The 18,417-nt window shown below is 42.0% G+C and carries 15 protein-coding genes; 2 read left to right on the top strand and 13 right to left on the bottom strand.

Features of this window, described 5'->3' with window-relative positions; genetic code table 11:
- Positions 1-3: 3 nt before the first annotated feature.
- The 7 genes from Q7U33_RS02490 to Q7U33_RS02460 all read right to left on the bottom strand — a co-directional run bounded on the left by Q7U33_RS02490 (position 4) and on the right by Q7U33_RS02460 (position 9,583).
- Complete coding sequence (locus Q7U33_RS02490) at positions 4-924, bottom strand: efflux RND transporter periplasmic adaptor subunit (protein ID WP_304858008.1); 921 nt, start codon at positions 922-924, stop codon at positions 4-6.
- Entirely contained in the window at positions 925-2,472 is a 1,548-nt protein-coding gene (locus Q7U33_RS02485; protein ID WP_304858007.1) for a TolC family protein, read from the bottom strand. It abuts the gene before it with no gap.
- Between the two features lie 663 nt (positions 2,473-3,135).
- Positions 3,136-3,819, bottom strand: coding sequence for a DUF4197 domain-containing protein (locus tag Q7U33_RS02480; protein ID WP_304858006.1), 684 nt, complete (start codon positions 3,817-3,819; stop codon positions 3,136-3,138).
- A 114-nt stretch (positions 3,820-3,933) separates the two neighbouring features.
- Positions 3,934-6,453 carry a glycogen/starch/alpha-glucan phosphorylase gene (locus Q7U33_RS02475; protein ID WP_304858005.1) on the bottom strand — a complete coding sequence of 840 codons (2,520 nt, stop codon included), beginning with the start codon at positions 6,451-6,453 and terminating at the stop codon, positions 3,934-3,936.
- A 162-nt stretch (positions 6,454-6,615) separates the two neighbouring features.
- A complete protein-coding gene (gene htpG, locus Q7U33_RS02470) occupies positions 6,616-8,517 on the bottom strand; it encodes a molecular chaperone HtpG (RefSeq protein WP_304858004.1) in 1,902 nt (633 codons plus the stop codon).
- A 118-nt stretch (positions 8,518-8,635) separates the two neighbouring features.
- A complete protein-coding gene (locus Q7U33_RS02465; RefSeq protein ID WP_304858003.1) occupies positions 8,636-9,268 on the bottom strand; it encodes a ParA family protein in 633 nt (210 codons plus the stop codon).
- Between the two features lie 69 nt (positions 9,269-9,337).
- Positions 9,338-9,583 carry a hypothetical protein gene (locus tag Q7U33_RS02460; RefSeq protein ID WP_304858002.1) on the bottom strand — a complete coding sequence of 82 codons (246 nt, stop codon included), beginning with the start codon at positions 9,581-9,583 and terminating at the stop codon, positions 9,338-9,340.
- Positions 9,584-9,799: 216 nt separating this feature from the next.
- Here Q7U33_RS02460 and Q7U33_RS02455 point away from each other — a divergent pair, with 216 nt between their 5' ends.
- Both Q7U33_RS02455 and Q7U33_RS02450 read left to right on the top strand, forming a co-directional pair.
- Positions 9,800-11,323: a Ppx/GppA phosphatase family protein gene (locus Q7U33_RS02455; RefSeq protein ID WP_304858001.1), complete on the top strand. Its 1,524-nt coding sequence runs from the start codon at positions 9,800-9,802 to the stop codon at positions 11,321-11,323.
- Between the two features lie 75 nt (positions 11,324-11,398).
- Entirely contained in the window at positions 11,399-11,863 is a 465-nt protein-coding gene (locus tag Q7U33_RS02450) for a hypothetical protein (RefSeq protein WP_304858000.1), read from the top strand.
- 274 nt (positions 11,864-12,137) lie between these two features.
- On the opposite strand, the gene Q7U33_RS02445 is transcribed toward Q7U33_RS02450, so the two are convergent.
- From Q7U33_RS02445 to fba, 6 genes are all read right to left on the bottom strand, one after another.
- The gene (locus Q7U33_RS02445) at positions 12,138-12,611 is read right to left on the bottom strand and encodes a histidine phosphatase family protein (RefSeq protein ID WP_304857999.1); all 474 of its coding nucleotides are present in this window, start codon (positions 12,609-12,611) and stop codon (positions 12,138-12,140) included.
- A 20-nt stretch (positions 12,612-12,631) separates the two neighbouring features.
- Positions 12,632-14,710 (bottom strand): polyphosphate kinase 1, encoded by a 2,079-nt coding sequence (gene ppk1 / locus Q7U33_RS02440; protein ID WP_304857998.1) that lies wholly within the window; start codon positions 14,708-14,710, stop codon positions 12,632-12,634.
- Positions 14,711-14,812: 102 nt separating this feature from the next.
- Entirely contained in the window at positions 14,813-16,360 is a 1,548-nt protein-coding gene (locus Q7U33_RS02435) for a cryptochrome/photolyase family protein (protein WP_304857997.1), read from the bottom strand.
- A complete protein-coding gene (locus Q7U33_RS02430) occupies positions 16,357-16,521 on the bottom strand; it encodes a DUF2256 domain-containing protein (RefSeq protein WP_081621918.1) in 165 nt (54 codons plus the stop codon). Before Q7U33_RS02430 ends, Q7U33_RS02435 begins: the two co-directional genes overlap by 4 nt.
- A gap of 43 nt (positions 16,522-16,564) precedes the next feature.
- A complete protein-coding gene (tpiA, locus tag Q7U33_RS02425) occupies positions 16,565-17,365 on the bottom strand; it encodes a triose-phosphate isomerase (RefSeq protein ID WP_304857996.1) in 801 nt (266 codons plus the stop codon).
- Between the two features lie 3 nt (positions 17,366-17,368).
- A complete protein-coding gene (gene fba / locus Q7U33_RS02420) occupies positions 17,369-18,412 on the bottom strand; it encodes a class II fructose-bisphosphate aldolase (RefSeq protein ID WP_304857995.1) in 1,044 nt (347 codons plus the stop codon).
- Positions 18,413-18,417: the final 5 nt, after the last annotated feature.

Genomic DNA, 18,417 nt, shown 5'->3' with positions numbered 1-18,417 from the left:
CAACTATAAAGGTGGCGCAACAATCTTGGCTTGCCCACTCATACCAGTTAATAAATCAGGAAATTTACCATCGATTACAGCAACGACCTTAATAGACTGACTAACAGGATCCACTTTACCTCCAAATCTCAACACCTTTGCAGGATAAGTTTTACCTGTTTCATCAATTGTAATATCAAACCTATAACCAGCTTTAAGCCATCTTAGCCATCTAGAAGGGGCGATAAACTCCAGTTCTAGCGCACTATCATCAATAATTTCCAAGAGTGCCTGACCAGGCTGAACATATTGCTGTTCCCTCGCTTTTTGCTCAGTCACAATCCCACTAAACGGCGCATAAACACTGCACTTTCCTAGCATAGTCGCCATACTTGCAACCTCTGCTTTGTTTTTGCCAACTTCAGCTTCAGACACATCCAACTCAACTTTTCCAATCGAATTCAATTCTAACAATCGCTTATTTGCATCCCAAGTTGCATTAGCTGCAGCAAGCGCTGCTTGAGATTTATTTAATTGTGACTGCTGCAAAGTACAATCAAACTTAATCAGTGGTTGTCCGATTTTAAATCTACCGCCCTCAGACACCAGTATCTTACTGATTTTTGCACCAAGTTCAGCGGCTACGGTAGTAAAACGCCTTGCTGTCAATTGAGCACGCATCTCACGTTGATCAATTGTATGCGTTGGATTTTTTGCTGGTGACACAGGCACTGCGGGCGTACTAATCTGGGGTAACACAGCAGCAGGTGCAAGCGCTTTAGTTTCAGCATAGCTCGGCAACACAACCAACCATACCAATACAACCAACCATAATCGCTTACCCATCAGATGTAGATGATGCACATTATTTAGTGAAACAATCACTTTTAATTTAGCTGGCTTGGTAACTATCGTATTGAAGCTCATGTTATTAAACGCTGTCATTTATTCAGTGCTTACAGATGTCAGCGTTTCTTGTTCTTGGTTAGACAACATACCATCATCCCATTGCGCAAAAGAAGTAGTAATTACCTGAGTAAGCGTTGCTAGAGATTGATCCTGCACACTATCAATCACAGGTTCCATGCCTAATGTTGCCTGCAATTTACCAGCAACAGCCTGCGCCTGAGCAAGCAGTTGATATCGGCGTAATAAGCTTAAAATCATCGAGGTGTTGCTTGCCACTTGGTCTAGCTTACTTTGTTTTTGTACCTTTGCATTATTTGCAACGTGCGTATTAATTCTATCGTCAACCATCCAGATAGCATCTGCACGGTTAAATTGCGAAATCGCGCTCGCATACTGCAGCCTTGCCACATTCACTTGTGCAAGAATAGCCATTTGTGTTGCTACACGTCGCTGATCTGCTAACGCAATCCCAGCTTCTGCCAATTTCAGACGAGCTGGTGCAGAGAGTATGTTAAGTAAGTTATAAGAAATTTGTGCACTCGCCTCATTCCAGTTCTGATGAACTAAATATTGGTCGTCATCATGCTTAGCGCTGTACCCAAAATTCAGATTTGGGAAAATTCGAACCAGTGCTTTCTTAGTTTCCAATGTTGAGATTCTTGCGTTATAGAACTGCTCTCTTAAGTCGGCATTTTGAATAACTGCCAACTCTTCTAAGGCATCAACTGGTTGGTCAAGCATCGCGCGACTTAACTTAACTCGAGGCTCAACCACTTTAAACTCTTCAGATACAGGAATATTAATCAGGTGGGACAAATCAATTTTAGCAGTAGAAAGCTCTTGTTCAATCGCCTCTAATAACCGAAGATTCTCTAAAACTTGACGCTGATATCGCAATGCATCAAGTGGTGGCCTTAAACGTTCTGCCTCTGCTTTTTTTGAATCCTGCAAAGCGTCCTCTGCCAGCAAAATAGCCTCGCGCACTTGATTTCTCAACATTTGTGCACTCGCAGTGCGCCAAAAAGCGACCCTGACATCTTGGATAAGGTTATGCATCGCTTTACGACGACGCTCTGTGGCTATCAACACGCGATCCGCATCTTGTTTAGCGTTGTAATAACTCAAACCAAAATCCAGCATATTCCAAGATAGCCCTAACTCACTCACTGTATGGATGCGATCATTGGATATAAATGGGTTTGATAAAGAAGGCTCCCCTGTAACCGAGTCAACAGCACGTACGATTCTATACTCGCTGTTATGGCTGTAGCCTGCTGATGCAACCAGTTTTGGCAACATATCAAATTTACCCACATCTAGCTGGTTAAAAGCAATTGCCTCTTCTAGCATACGTGTACGACGTTCAAGGTTGTATTTAAGGGCTCTAGCGACAGCCTCCTCTATCGTTAAAGGGCCAAGCAATGGCTCTACATTTGCGCGTGCAACACTTTGGTCAGCAACTGTTTGCGCTTTAATGTCAGCGATGGTCAATGGCTGCGGTGCAATGCTAACGCAACCAGAAAGGGTCAGTATACTTATAAAAAAAACAACAGAAACTAAATAACGCGAACTCATCAGAGCCATACTAATTGCCTTAAATTATTATTTTAAAAGGTTTAACTAAATACGGAAATATATAGCATATCAAATGCAAGAAACCACCACAGACTGTCTGCGCCTTTAAAGCACACAAAAAATCAAGAGTTATCATCTGCAATTCATCATATCAGTCCAGCTAAGGGCAATCAATAGCTCCTTTAAGTAACTCAATCAGAATTGATTTTTATCAACAAAATCAATCATCAGCTAAACTATTAGCAGTTAGCAACTGCTAACTTATCTTAGTAAGCCTGCAAGCTCTTTCCAAGACATTGTAATTATCTACGAAAAGGTGATGGTCAATAGGAGTTATGCGGTGATATCCGCATGAAAGTAGTTTTTTGTATTTACCCAAACAATTGACTCCGCTCCAGCAATATATCATCACTAATAACGGGGCAGACCTATGTAGGAGGCTTTCAAAAAACCAACAACTTTTACGATAAGCGCTCACTTACAACACACTAATATTATCTTAAGAAATTGTTTAATTTAGGATAAATAAAGACTTAAAGTGAAGTAACATTCATACAGAATATAAATACGGCACCTAATATTTTGCTAAGTTACAGCCACGACACGCTGCGGAGCGGAGCATAGAATGCCATCAAGAAATATCTATTATCAAGCTTGGCGTGATGCTATAGCTTAATTAATTAGCGTACCAAACACTTTTTTAAGTATGTTACTTGCTTGTCCTACAGGATCTTTACGGATAGCCGCTTCCTCTTTCGCCATCATCAAATAAACACCATCCAATGTTTTCTGTGTGACGTATTGCTCAAGATTAGCCTGCTCTTTTTTGACAACGCCAAACTTACTGCCCATTTCTGCAAACTTGTTATATTGCTGAGCGAGTTGCACGTTCTCTGTCACTTTTTTTACAATCGGCAGAAATTTTTCAGCCATAGGCGCTGAAGTGGTTTTTTTGAAATACTGCGTTGCTGCGTCATCACCACCCACCAAAATTGCTTTAGCATCAGCAACACTCATCTTTTTCACCGAATCAACCAGTAAAGCTTTAGCTTCTGGCACTGCTGCTTCAGCTGCGCGGTTCATTTTGAGTACTAGTTCATCTGCTTGCTTACCCATGCCAAACATACGCATGACTTTTTCAGCTTTTTGCATCGATTCTGGTAATGGAATTTTGACTTCTTTATTGCCTAAGAATCCATCTACGGCACTTAGTTGACCAACCGCTTTACCTGCGGCTTGAATCAACGCTACTTTTAGCCCGCTACTAGCTTCTGCATTGCTTAAGTCATTGACACTTAATGCATTAGCATGCGTCGCAAATAACACAAACCCTAAAACTGCTACTAGGTAACGCATATGCTACTCCGTTCTTTATCGTAAAATTATGCCTTAATACTGACTTAATCTTACGACAAATACTCGGCATTAACAATGAAGTAATCAAGCTAAGCTTACCACGTTAATCATTGTTTACTTTTTAGCTTTAGCCTTTGCAAAAGGTGTTACATGCCAAATGTTTTTAGCATAATCACCAATCGCACGGTCGCTTGAAAACTTAGCCATATTGGCTACGTTCAATATCGCCATACGTGTCCAATCGTCCTGATGTTGGTATAGTTTACCTACTCGCTCTTGTGCATCAATGTAGCTCGCATAATCTGCTAATAATAAATATTGGTCATTATTCAACAAGTTATCGACAATCACTTGGTAGCGATTTGGCTCATCGATTGAGAAATATCCATCGGCAATCATATCTAACACTTGTTTAAGTTCTGGATTGCTGTTGTAGTAATCACGAGGCTTGTAACCACTTGCCTTTAATTCAGCGACTTGTGGCGTAGTTAAACCAAAGATGAAAATATTTTCATCGCCCACTTCTTCTTTAATTTCTACGTTAGCGCCATCTAGTGTGCCAATGGTTAATGCACCGTTCAAGGCCATTTTCATATTACCAGTACCACTAGCCTCGGTACCTGCGGTTGAAATTTGCTCTGATAGATCACTCCCTGGGAATAAAATCTCAGCCGCTGAAACTTCATAGTTAGGGTAATACACCACCTTCAACATATCTCCTACGGCAACATCTTCATTCACGATAGTCGCCACATCGTTAATTAAACGAATAATATGTTTTGCCATCCAGTAACCAGGGGCTGCTTTACCGCCAAAAATAATCGTACGTGGTGTAATTCCTTGTTCACCTCGACGAATACGGTTATATAAGGTAATCACATGCAACACATTCAGTAATTGGCGTTTGTATTCATGGATACGTTTGATTTGTACATCAAACAAGCTGTTTACATTTAACTTAACACCCGTTTTAGCTTCTATTTTTGCAGCCAGACGTTGTTTGTTTGCAAGCTTTACTTGTGCGAATGCTTTTCTAAAATCAGCATCATCAGCCAGTGGTGTAATTTTTTTAATTTGTGACAAGTCTTTTTTAAACTCAGCACCTATCGCTTTTTCAATTAGATTGGTGAGCCCAGGGTTCGCTTGATTTAACCAGCGGCGTGGTGTAATCCCATTGGTGACGTTGGTCAACTTCCCTGGAAATATGCGATCAAAATCAGCAAACAATGTGCTTTTGAGTAGTTCACTATGAAGTGCAGCCACACCATTGACCGTATGGCTACCTACAACTGCCAAATGCGCCATTCGTACGCGACGTCCGTGATCTTCATCGATAATCGATACACGTCTTAACAACTCAGGATCACCAGGGAAATGGTGATTGACCATGTGTAAGAACTCGTAGTTGATTTGATAAATAATTTCTAAGTGACGCGGCAATAATCGGCCAAACAAATCTACGGTCCATGTCTCAAGTGCTTCTGGCATTAAGGTATGATTGGTGTAAGCAAAAATCTTGACGACTTGCTCCCACGCAAACGCCCATGGCAGTTGGTGTACATCCACTAACTGATACATCATCTCCGCTACACCGATTGATGGGTGCGTATCGTTTAACTGTATCGCAATTTTCTCTGGCAACATCTTCCAGTCATCTTGGGTTTTAATTTCATGTGTGCTTAAGAAGCGACGCAAAATGTCTTGAATAGAGGCTGAAACAAAAAAGTATTGTTGTTTTAGTCGTAATTCTTTACCCAGTACAGAAGTGTCATTAGGGTAAAGTACTTTTGATATATTTTCTGTTGCGTTACGCTCTTCAACTGCCTTTTCGTAATTACCATCATTAAAATGGCTCAAGTCAAACTCACGAGCCGCTTTGGCTGACCACAAACGCAGGTTGTTTACTGTTTCGGTACCATAACCTGGTACTGGCACATCATATGCCATCGCGATCACATGCTCGGCATCTACCCAATGCTGGACTTCTTCGCCTCTGTCATTAGGAAATTTCACCACATGCCCGTGGAATTTAATATTGTAGGTCGCTTCTGGACGTTGAAACTCCCAAATATTGCCATAGCGTAACCAATTATCTGGATTCTCTACCTGACGGCCATTTTCAATGGACTGTCTGAACATACCGTACTCGTAACGTATGCCATATCCAGCAGCTGGGATATCCATCGTTGCCATTGAATCTAAAAAGCAAGCTGCTAAACGACCTAGACCACCATTACCTAGTGCAGCATCCGTTTCCAATTCAAAAGTGTTTTCTAAATCGTGGCCCAATGTTGCCATGCCAGCCTTAAGCTCTTCACTGATGCCCAAGTTTAGTGCAGCATTGCTCAACATGCGCCCAATTAAGAACTCTAGTGATAAGTAGTAAACGCGCTTAGGATCATCACGATAATAAGACTCTGCGGTTTTGACCCAACGCTCAACCACGTGATCACGCACGGTGTAACTTGCGGCGTCATACCAGTCTCTAGGCGTGGCTGCATCGCTAGTCTTGAAGCTAGAAAATATCAAATGATTTTGTAAAGCCTGATCAATGGGAGCAAGTTTAGGTATTGCGCCTGACTTAGCTTTAACGGTTTTCTTAGGTTTGGCTTTCGTTTCGGCTGGCGTTTTCATATGAGTGAGTCTTAAATTATTGAATGGTATTGTTATTTTAGCAAAAAATGAGCCAGCTTTATGACAGATGTTTGAATGTTACATTTCAGTCATGTATTTTAAACACGTATAAAAAAGCCGCCAAACTTACGTCTGGCGGCTTTTGTTTTTTATAACAACAGCTTAGCTAATCAAACTGTTCATACGTTTTACAAAACTAGCAGGATCTTCCAATGTACCACCCTCAGCTAGAAGCGCCTGATCAAATATTACGTGTGTTAAATCTGCAAAAATAGCCTCTGCTGACTCAGCTTCAAGTCGTTTGACCAGCTTATGTGTTGGGTTGATTTCCAATATTGGTTTGCTCTCTGGTGCATTTTGACCTGCTGCTTTTAAAATACGCGCTAAGTTACCTGATAAGTCGTGTGCATCACTCACCAAGCAAGCTGGTGAATCAGTCAAACGATGCGTCACACGCACATCTTTTACTTGGCTACCCAAGGTTTGCTTGATTTTTTCTACCAAAGTTTTAGATTCTTCTTCAATTTTCTTTTGAATCTCTTTCTCAGTCTCAGATTCAAGCTTACCTAAATCTAAATCACCTTTAGCGATTGATTGTAGTTTCTTGCCTTCAAACTCGGTCAAGCTACCTAACAACCACTCATCCACACGGTCACTCATCAGCAATACTTCAATGCCTTTTTTACGGAAGATCTCCAAGTGCGGGCTATGTTGTGCCGCGGCAAAGCTATCTGCTGTAATGTAGTAGATTACATCTTGCTCTGGCTGCATGCGTGAGATGTAATCTTTAAACGATACCTCTTGAACATCAGTATCCGCCTTAGTTGAGGCAAAGCGTAACAAACCAGCGATTTTATCTTTGTTAGCAAAGTCTTCGCCTGGGCCTTCTTTGAGCACACGGCCGAATTCACTGTAGAACTTAGCATAATCTTCAGGCTTGTTTTCGGCCATATCTTCTAACAAACCAAGCACTTTTTTCACTGAACCCGCTTTAATGGCATCCACATCACGGCTTGATTGTAAAATCTCGCGCGAGACATTTAACGGTAAATCTGAGGTATCAATCACACCACGCACAAAGCGTAAGTATTGTGGCATCAACTTTTCAGCATCTTCCATAATAAATACGCGTTTAACATAAAGCTTAATACCATGACGACGATCACGGTCGTATAAATCAAACGGAGCTTTGCTAGGGATATAGAGTAATGAAATATACTCTTGTTTACCTTCTACACGGCTGTGGGTGTAGGCTAATGGGTTTTCAAAATCATGCGATACATGCTTATAGAATTCTTGGTATTCTTCTTCGGTAATATCATTTTTACTGCGCGCCCATAATGCAGATGCTTTATTGACCGTTTCTTCTTCATCTGTTGCTACTTCAGCGCCATCTTTCCATTCAGATTTTTTCATCACGATAGGCAAAGTAATATGGTCTGAATATTTGCGGATGATCGTTTTTAATTTCCAATCACTTAAGAACTCGTCTTCACCTTCACGCAAATGAAGTGTAATTTCAGTACCACGGCTGCTTTTTTCTGCGGCTTCTATCGTGAAGTCACCCTCACCAGCAGATTCCCAACGCACCGCTTCTGTTGCTCCTGCACGGCGCGTAGTCAATGTTACTTTGTCTGCAATGATAAATGCTGAGTAGAAACCCACACCGAACTGGCCGATTAAGTTAGCATCTTTTGCTTGGTCTCCAGTGAGCGCATTAAAAAATTCTTTTGTGCCTGATTTAGCAATGGTGCCGATATTTGCAATCACTTCATCACGGCTCATGCCAATGCCGTTATCAGCAATGGTTAAAGTACGCGCCTCTTTATCAAAAGCGAGCCTGATTTTTAACTCGCTATCATTTTCATAAAGCGCACCATCAGCTAAGGCTTCAAAACGTAATTTATCTGCCGCATCAGATGCATTTGAAATCAACTCACGCAATACAATTTCTTTATTGCTGTACAAAGAGTGAATCATTAACTGTAAGAGTTGTTTCACCTCAGCCTGAAAAGCCATTGATTCTTTTGGATGAGTTTCTTGTTGTGCTGTCGCAGTGGACATAAATTAAGCTCCTAATGGTTTAGAAATAAACGTTAGAGCTTAGTTGGGGATGGCTGTATACTTTTTCAAGTAGAAATTTAGACAAAACTATGTATAAGGTCATGCAATATACAATGTATCAATCTCTAGTTTCTGTCGTCTCGAGAATCCATTGCAACAATGGCTCCCACTGCTGAAGGTCTTGCTCCACCAGCGACGCCCGCATATCAAAAAGGCCTAAACCCTGCTCAGCTGCCGTGACATAAACTTGCGCATTACGTAAATAAGTCAGCACTGGAAACCCAGCTTGATTCATAAACTCTGACAAAATTAGCGCAGAGTTGGCGCGGCTATTCACACGCATACCAACCAAGGCAACAAAGGTTTTATTTTTTCGAATGGCTTTTTCTTCCGTCAGCACTTCCAAAAAGTCTCGGGTGGCGCCTATATCAAAAGCTGACGGCTGAACTGGCACGATGACACAGTCCGCATCTTTTACCGCAGCCGATAGTTTTTCATCTCGAAGCCCAGCAGGAGAATCTACAATCATCCAATCTGGTTCGAAGGCAGGAGCTTTACCTCGCTGGGTATGCGCTTGGATAAATGGAAGCGCAGACGGACGACGCTCCACCCATTGCGCTGAGGATTGCTGACGATCCAAGTCAGACAAAATTACTTGATGTCCAAGCGTTGCAAAGCAACTAGCAAGATTAGTCGCTAAAGTTGTCTTACCACTCCCCCCTTTGGGGTTTGCGACTAAAATACTTCTCATACATTTAGCTCCTCTGCAGTCAAATACAATTAAAGCATACCGTATAAACTGACCTATGCAAAAAACAGCCTATTTTTTATCAGATTTAGTGGCTTTATCTTTTTTACTAACTTCCCGCATTCTATCTCGCCACTCCTGAAGTTGCTCATCATCTAGCTCAAGCTGTATGGCCAGCGCTTCGATCGTATCCAGCTTTTGATCTTCTAGCCTACGTGTTAACTTACCACGCATTCTACTCTGCAGGCGCTCAGACTCCTCTTGAGTTAAATTTTTAGCTTTTTCAATGTATGCATCACTTGCTGTTTTAATTTTCATAAATATGCTTAGCTTTATAACTCAATAATAGATCAAAGTATAAAGTGGTACTTCATTTCAATGTGTGACATATTTATGAAAATAACATTGATTGCATTAAAAGTTTATTCAGCGCATTTAATTTATCCTTTGTCATCAAACTTTCAAACTATAATTACAAAATAAACAATATTACTGTTTCAACCAAAACTAAAAGCCAGAAACCAAGCGCAATTTATGGACAATCAAACCAACAACATCCCCGCTAACAAAGCATTATTAGCCACCATCGATTTAGGCTCTAATAGCTTTAGGCTTGAAATTGGCCGCTTAGACAGCGGTCACATTGAGCGCGTAGAATATTTGAAAGAGGCTGTTCGTCAAGGTGGCGATCTGGATGAGAATCGCAATCTCACGCCTGAATCGATTGAAAGAGGCCTACGTTGCCTAGCTAGATTTGGTGAACGCTTGCAAGGGTTTGATGCCGCTCATGTACGTGCTGTTGCAACGCAAACATTACGGGAAGCAAACAACCGCGACCATTTTCTAAAGCTCGCTAAAAAAGCGCTAGGCTTTGAAGTAGAAGTCATTTCTGGCGTTGAAGAAGCGCGCCTTATTTATCAAGGTGTTAGTCGATTTTTGCCACAGTCAGATGAAAAAAGATTAGTCATTGATATTGGCGGACGCTCGACAGAGTTTATCCTTGGTCATGGTTTTGAATCAACACATACCGCCTCGCTACATGTAGGCTCAGTTGCATGGTCGCTCAAGCATTTTGCCAATGGAGAGTTTACTGAAAAGGCGTTTACACGCGCAGAAATCTCCGCTGAATCTATTTTTGAAACGCTAGGTGAGCATTTCAATAACCAGCATTGGGATATTGCCTATGGAGCATCTGGCACGGTTGGCGCTGTTGCCGACGTATTAGTGCAATATGGCAAACCTGCTGACTCTATCAGCAAAGAAAGTCTATATTGGTTACGTGAAGAACTACTAAAAGCACGTTATACAGACAAACTACGTCTGAATGGTTTAAAAGAAGACCGTAAACCAGTCATTGGCGGAGGCCTCTCTATTTTAATTGCGGTATTTGAGTTTTTAAATATTGACACTTTAAATGTTGCAAAAGGTGCGCTACGCCACGGCCTACTTTACGACATGCTAGCGCGTGAAAACGATATGCTAGACTTAAGAAACGCATCCATACAACGCCTAGCGCGTAAATTTGACGTAGATGAAACACATGCCAAAACGGTTGCAGAAGTCGCTGAAAAGCTGTTTGAAAAAATCGGTGAAGACGTTACCTTTGCAGAGGGAGAACGCTTTAAACACGCTCGCAAACTACGCTGGGCTGCGCTATTACATGAAATCGGCGGCATTATCTCTCCAGTAGATGCACACCTTCATGGTGCTTATATTTTAGATCACACCGAACCTGTTGGCTTCTCGCAAAGTGAATTGCATTGTTTAAGCTTAATTATTTTAGGTCATCGCGGGAAATTAAAACGACTAGAAGCTGACTTCTCTGACCGGGTATTTGTGATGCAGCTAATCTGTATGCGGTTGGCAGTAATTTTATGCCATGCTAGGAATATGCCAAACCTTCGTGGCATACAGCTAGTGTTAAACAATAATAGTTTCAAGCTCACGCTGCCAAAATCATGGGCAACTAAATACCCTCAATCCTACTATCTGCTTGATGAAGAAACCTTAGCATGGCAAAAAGTAAGCTGGCATTTTGAACTAACTAGCGCCCAATAAACTGTCACAAAAAATTCATTTGCATTCAAAAATAAACGGTATAAACTGTTTATATCGTTTATTTGGAGCAAAGCCATGTCAAAAACCAACACACCTCAAGCTGAAGCGTTAAAACCATCTACACAAAAAACTGAGGTTGTGAGCGCAACACCAGCAAAGACCGATACCAAACCCATTGCTAAAGCCACACCAACCACAAAAGCAACGTCCACAAAACCAGTTGCGGTAAAAACTGCACCTGCAAATAAGATCCCAGCAAAAGCAACTATTGCTGACACAAAAAAAGCCGAAAAAACAAAAGTAGTTAAAGAGAAAACTCCAAAATTAAAAATGGAGCGTGATAGCTTCACTATGCCTAAAACAGAATATGCACAATTTTCCGTGTTAAAAGAGCGCCTAACTAAATTAGGACAACCTGCCAAAAAAAGCGAGTTACTACGTGCAGGCATCATGCAATTAAGTGCAATGACAGATGCAGCGTTAAAAGCCGCCATGAGCAAAGTGCCTGCAATTAAAACAGGCAGACCAAAAAAGAAATAAATTGAAATAATTTGGCTTATGTCGCGCGATTGACACTAGATTTAGACCTACATCAATCGCGTGATGGAAAATGCATTTCAATGCAGCCATGCTTACCATACGAGCCTTAGATACGCATCATCAGCAAAACACAAGCGTTGCATTATAGTCACGGTTGCCTAATTACCGTAATCTTGTTACATAAACATCAAATGTAAAACATTTCCAATAAAATGCAGCTTACAACTGCTAGCTCATTAAAGAACTGATGGTGCTTTTAATTAGAACCCTGTTATTAAATTCTGGGTTGCTTTACAGCCTCAATATAATAATGTGTCGAACGCCCCATTTTACGTTGCCTTAACCACCAAACAGCGCCCTTTTTCACTAAACAGGCAGTTTCGTGTAGCCCTAAAAGCTTACTGATTAACAACCCAAGATTAGGCTGATGTCCTACTATTAATATGGTTTGCGACTCATTTGTATTTGATATCTCTTTAGCAATACGCGCTACATTGCTATCCACGCTTAAAAAATCAGATACTTTGATTTCCGTATGATTTAAATCATGCAAAGCCTGTGCCGTTTGCAAACAACGGCGTGCTGGGCTGCAAAGTAGCTCAACATGATCAGGTATATGCTTATGAAGCCATTTAGCAATTTTAGCAGCATCTTTATGGCCACGCTTGGTTAATGCACGGTCAATATCGTGACCAGTTCCACTTTGCGCTTCGGCTTCGGCATGTCGCCAAATGATTAAATTTGCCATAGTTTATTGAAGCAGTTTAGTTAATCGGCATATTTATGCAACAGTTGTAATTGTGCGCTATAAATACGAACAGGCTCACCAGACTTGGCACGACTATGCATCTGTGCTGCAATAGGCTGATAACTACCATCTGCATTTAATATCCATGCATCATGATTATCGTCCAAATACATCTGACAGCACTCTTGCAAAATACGTGCACGATTTTTTGCATCAATAATTGGCCATGCAATTTCAACGCGGCGCATCATATTACGATTCATCCAGTCCGCACTGGATAACCACATGTGCTCAACCTCTGCAATCTTGAAATAAAATACACGGGAGTGTTCAAGCAAGCGACCAATCACTGAGCGCACACGAATCCGCCCTTCTAGTCCAGGCGCATCAATCGGTAGAATACAAGCACCGCGCAGAATCAGGTCAATTTGCACACCAGCTCGCCCTGCTTTAACCAATGCTTTCACTAGCGCTTCATCGGTTAATGCATTCATTTTTAAAATAATAGAAGCAGCATTACCAGCTTTTGCACTAAGCTCGGCCGACCTAATCTTAGCAAGCATCTGTTTGTGTAAGTTAAAAGGAGCAACCAGTAGCTTCTGCATACGGGGTAGTTTTACTTGGCTGGCAATATGTCTAAACAAATACTCCATATCACGGGTAATTTGGGCGTCAGAAGTGAGCATGCTGACATCAGTATAAAGACGCGCTGTGCGTGGGTTGTAGTTTCCAGTAGAAACATGTCCATAGTATTTAAGGCCACCTGCCTCACGGCGCATCACTAGCAACATTTTTGCATGGGTTTTCAGACCCACGATGCCATATACCACTTGCGCACCGACAGACTCCAAGTCCTCTGCCCAGTTAATATTTGCCTCTTCATCAAACCTGGCTTTTAGCTCAACGACGGCCATCACCTCTTTACCACGACGCACTGCCTCTTGTAACAATTTAAGCATGCGTGGGTCTGAGCCTGTGCGATAGATAGTTTGCTGGATGGACAGTACATCAGGGTCGTTCACAGCTTCACGCAAGAAATCAATGACTGACTCAAAGCTCTCATAAGGCTGATGAATCAGAATATCTTGCTGTTTAAGTTGGGTAAAAAATGATTGATTTGGCACTAACTGCTGGCTGATTTGCGGCTCATAATGCTTAAACTTGAGCTGTTCTCCCTCAGCTAAATCGGCCAACTGCATTAAGCGTGCTAAATTCACCAAGCCATTCACGCGGTAAAGCGACTGCTTAGGTAAATCAAATTGCTGTAATAGTAACTTCGCTAACTTTTCATCACAACCGTGTGATACTTCCAACCTCACAGCCTCACCATAGTGTCTTTGCACCAAACCTTTTCGGAGTGCGGTTCTTAGGTTTTTCACATCTTCTTCATCTACTGCTAAGTCAGAATGTCGAGTGACCCTAAATTGTGAGAAGCTAAGCACCTCACGACCCGCGAACAAACTCGCTAAATGCGCACGAATAATGCTAGATAAAGACACAAACTTTTGTTGCTTGCCACTCAGGTTTTTTGGTAGCTTAATTAATCGAGGTAGCGCCCTCGGCACTTTCACAATCGCGATATTATTATTGCGACCAAAAGCATCCGTACCGCCCAAGGACACAATAAAATTGAGTGATTTATTGGCAACCTGTGGAAAAGGATGGGAAGGATCAAGTGCAACTGGCACTAATAACGGACGAACATTAGACTCAAAATAACGTGCCACCCAACGTTTTTGCTCTACAGTGCGGTCACCGTGCGAGACCAAATGTACGCCCTGACCCGCTAAAGCTGGCATTAAATCTGTATTAAAGATTTCATATTGCTTTTCTACTAAGGTATGGGCGGCTTTAGAAATCTCTAAATAGCTTTGGACATTAACATCGGTCTTTTTTTCATTATCACGCATGGCATCCACATGTGGTGCAGCGCGCACTTCAAAAAACTCATCCAGATTAGATGACACGATACAAAGAAAACGTAAACGCTCGAGCAGAGGATATTCTGTATTTTGCGCAAGACTCAATACGCGCGCGTTGAAAGCTAATATGCTGATATCTCGATTGAGTAGTTTTAGAGGAGAGTTAACTGAACGCATGATATTTTTTAATAAATTGTTTCATCCAGCATAATGGCTGATTATGACAGTATCATGAAAATTCACAAAAGCCATCAATATCAACCTAGCATCAATATTAACTTAAATTTCATCAAGTGCGTTTAAGACCTGATGGGCTTTCTGTTGAATCAACGCCTTTTCTTCATTATTAAATCTATTAAGATTTTTAACCATTAGCACTGTTCTTGGATTGTTGAGCATCACTTGCTCATGCTTGATGAGGAAGTTCCAGTATAGCGTAGTCACAGGGCAAGCTTTTGCTGAAGTTTTCAGGTCTGGCTTGTAGCTACAACTATTGCAGTAATTGCTCATGCGTTTAATGTAAGCACCACTGGCAATGTAAGGTTTGCTTGTGAATCTTCCACCATTCGCGTGTAAAGCCATACCGATTACATTGGGTAACTCAACCCAATCTACCGCATCAACATAGACTGCTAAATACCAATCTGCAACTTGTTTAGGCTCAATTTCTGCTAATAAACCGAACATGCCCGTTACCATGAGGCGCTGAATATGATGTGCGTATCCATACTGCATAGTCTGCGTAATAGTTTGACGCATGCAATTCATATTGGTTTTACCTGTCCAGTACCAATTCGGTAAATCTCGCTGATGCTCATAGTGATTAGCCTGAGCCATGGCAGGCATATCTAACCAATATAGTCCTCGGATAAACTCTCGCCACCCTAGTATTTGCCGAACAAACCCCTCTACGCTGGCTAAAGGTAAATTGTTTTTTTCATAAGCTTGCTCTACAGCCTCAATCACTTCTTTTGGGTGCAGCAGTTTTAAATTGAGGGATGAGGCTAATAATGAGTGCCATAAAAACGCACCTGAGACTAAATCACTTTGCCACATTGCATCTTGATGCACACCAAAATCAACTAATTTAGTCGCTATAAAGTGTTGCAAAAATAATAGTGCTTGCGCTCGTGTGACTGGCCAACAGAAATGATCCAGCTTGCCAGGGTGCTCTGGAAAGAATCGCTCAACATCAGCAAAAGCTGCTTGAGTAATTTGGTCTATTTCGAACTGTGGAACAGCTGGAATATTTTGTGGGCCATCCTTACTAAAAGATTTCCGGTTTTCGTGGTCATAATTCCACTTTCCACCAATAGGCTCTTCACCCGCCATCAAGACTTGGTAGCGTTTGCGCATGTATCGATAGAAATACTCCATGCGCAACTGTTTACCTTGTCCGGCCCAACGCTTAAAGTCCGCCTGGCTACATAAGAAAAACGTATCATCACGCACGATCAGCCGTTTATTTAATGTTGATGCACAATCCTCTAGCACTTTTAAAACCCTATAATCTCCCATCTCACAAACGATGATTTGTTGCGGGTCATATTCTGATAGCAAAGCTAACCATGCACTGGCTAAATCAATATAATCATGATCACCTAGCTTTAAATAGCGTAAGGGATAATGCTGACCTTGCAAGGTTTCTGCAAAATGACGCATCGCTGATAAAAACAATGCAATACGTGCTTTGTGTGACCATACATGCGTCGACTCATTTGGCGCCTCAATCATCAACACCATATCCTGCTGATGGTTAAACCCTTCTAATGCTGGGTTATCCAAATTGAGTTGGTCACCCAATATCACGATTACATTTCTCATCATTTTTTTGCGCTTTGCTTACATGTGTTTGAACAGTATTTAACAGAATCCCAATTTTTAGACCATGACTTACGCCATGTCATGGTGCGTCCACATTGCACGCAAAGTTTGCTAGGAAGATAAGATTTATTACCTTTAAATGAGAGATGGGTGGCTTGAGACATCTAACAATGACTACAGCCTTTACTATAGGTTCAGTATTTAGGCTTACTGATGCGCTTCTAAAGCTAAGTCATTAGCGATACGGCCAATTTCTGTAAACGCTTCTGCTACTAATGCAGAGCGCCCAAGTAATGCTCCATCAATATCAGGCATTTTCAGCATTGCATCTGCATTATCAGCGCTTAGGCTTCCGCCATAAATAATCCGTATGTGCTCTGCAAAATCAGGCGCTCTGGTGGCAATCAGCTGCCGGATATAAGCATGCATTGATTGTGCTTGTTGCGGGCTTGCATGTTGACCCGTACCGATCGCCCAGACAGGCTCATAAGCCACAACCATATTATATTGTTTGGCACGAGCAAACGCATCGTCATCCAAACTATGCAACATGTTGAGCACCTGCTTCTTAACCGTATCTTCAGCCAACCCTGCATCACGTTCAGCTTGCGCCTCACCTACACAGTAAATTGGCGTTAAGCCGCCTTCTAATGCGCGTAAAAGACGCTGAGCAGTCACTTCATAACTTTCCAGCCTGAGCATTCGTCGCTCAGAGTGCGCAAGAATCACATATTGACAACCAAATTCCGCAATCATCGCGGCTGAAATGCAAGAGGTGTAGGCACCTTCATCATATTGACTCACATTCTGCGAGCCCCACAGAATATTACTACCAGCCAGTAGCTGTTGCGCTTGAAACAGATACACATAAGGTAAACATACTGCAAAATCGACCGCATTCAAATCTTTAAAATTGGCTATTAATTGCAACAATAAATCACGATTACCTTCAAGGGTTCCATGCAGTTTCCAATTACCTACAATCAAGCCTCGCCGCGAACTGTTCATTGATTAATCCTTAGTATAGCGCGCAGCCATCTGTTCCATTGATACCACTTTAATCTGGCTAGCACGCCCTGCACTGCCAAATGCTTCAAAACGGTCTTTACATAATTGCTGTGCTGCCAAGATAGCAGATTTAAAATAGATACGTGGATCAAAATCCTCTGGATGCAAGGCCATACTTTCTCTAATTGCTGCGGTCATGGCTAAGCGTATATCGGTGTCTATATTGATTTTTCTCACGCCATTTTTAATGCCTTCTACAATTTGCGATACGGGCACTCCATAAGTTTCTTTAATTTTCCCGCCATATTTCCGAATCATCTCCAATGAGTCTTGTGAAACGCTGGAAGATCCGTGCATCACTAAATGTGTATTAGGGATGCGCGCATGAATCGCTTTAATCCGATCAATAGCAAGTGTATCTCCTGTGGGCGGTCTGCTGAACTTATAAGCGCCGTGGCTGGTTCCGATGGCAATGGCTAAGGCATCCACTTTAGTCGCTGCCACAAAGGCCGCCGCCTCATCAGGATCTGTTAGCAATTGTGATTCATCCAACACCCCTGCCGCACCGCTACCATCCTCATCACCTGCCTGTCCAGTTTCTAACGACCCTAAGCAACCTAGCTCGCCCTCCACGGAAACACCCACGGCGTGTGCAAATTCAACTACGCGCTTAGTAACATCTACATTGTATTCATAGCTAGCTGGAGTCTTAGCATCAGACAATAATGACCCATCCATCATCACACTAGAAAATCCGCTCCGAATAGCCATTTGGCACACCGCAGGTGATGCACCGTGATCTTGATGCATACAAATAGGAATATGCGGATATTGCTCAATGGCAGCCTCAACCATTTTCCTTAAAAATGGCTCCCCAGCATACCCGCGTGCGCCAGCAGAAGCTTGTAAAATCACAGGGCTATCTACCTCATTGGCTGCCAACAGAATCGAGTGTATCTGCTCCATATTATTGATATTAAATGCAGGCAACCCGTAATCATGCTCGGCGGCATGGTCTAGCAACTGCCTTAGAGATATCATCGCCATAGAAC

Origin of the sequence: Methylotenera sp., from assembly GCF_030653755.1 — a bacterium.
GTDB lineage: Bacteria > Pseudomonadota > Gammaproteobacteria > Burkholderiales > Methylophilaceae > Methylotenera.
The sequence above is the reverse complement of the archived record's forward strand: the minus strand, read 5'-3'. Positions and strand labels throughout refer to the sequence as shown.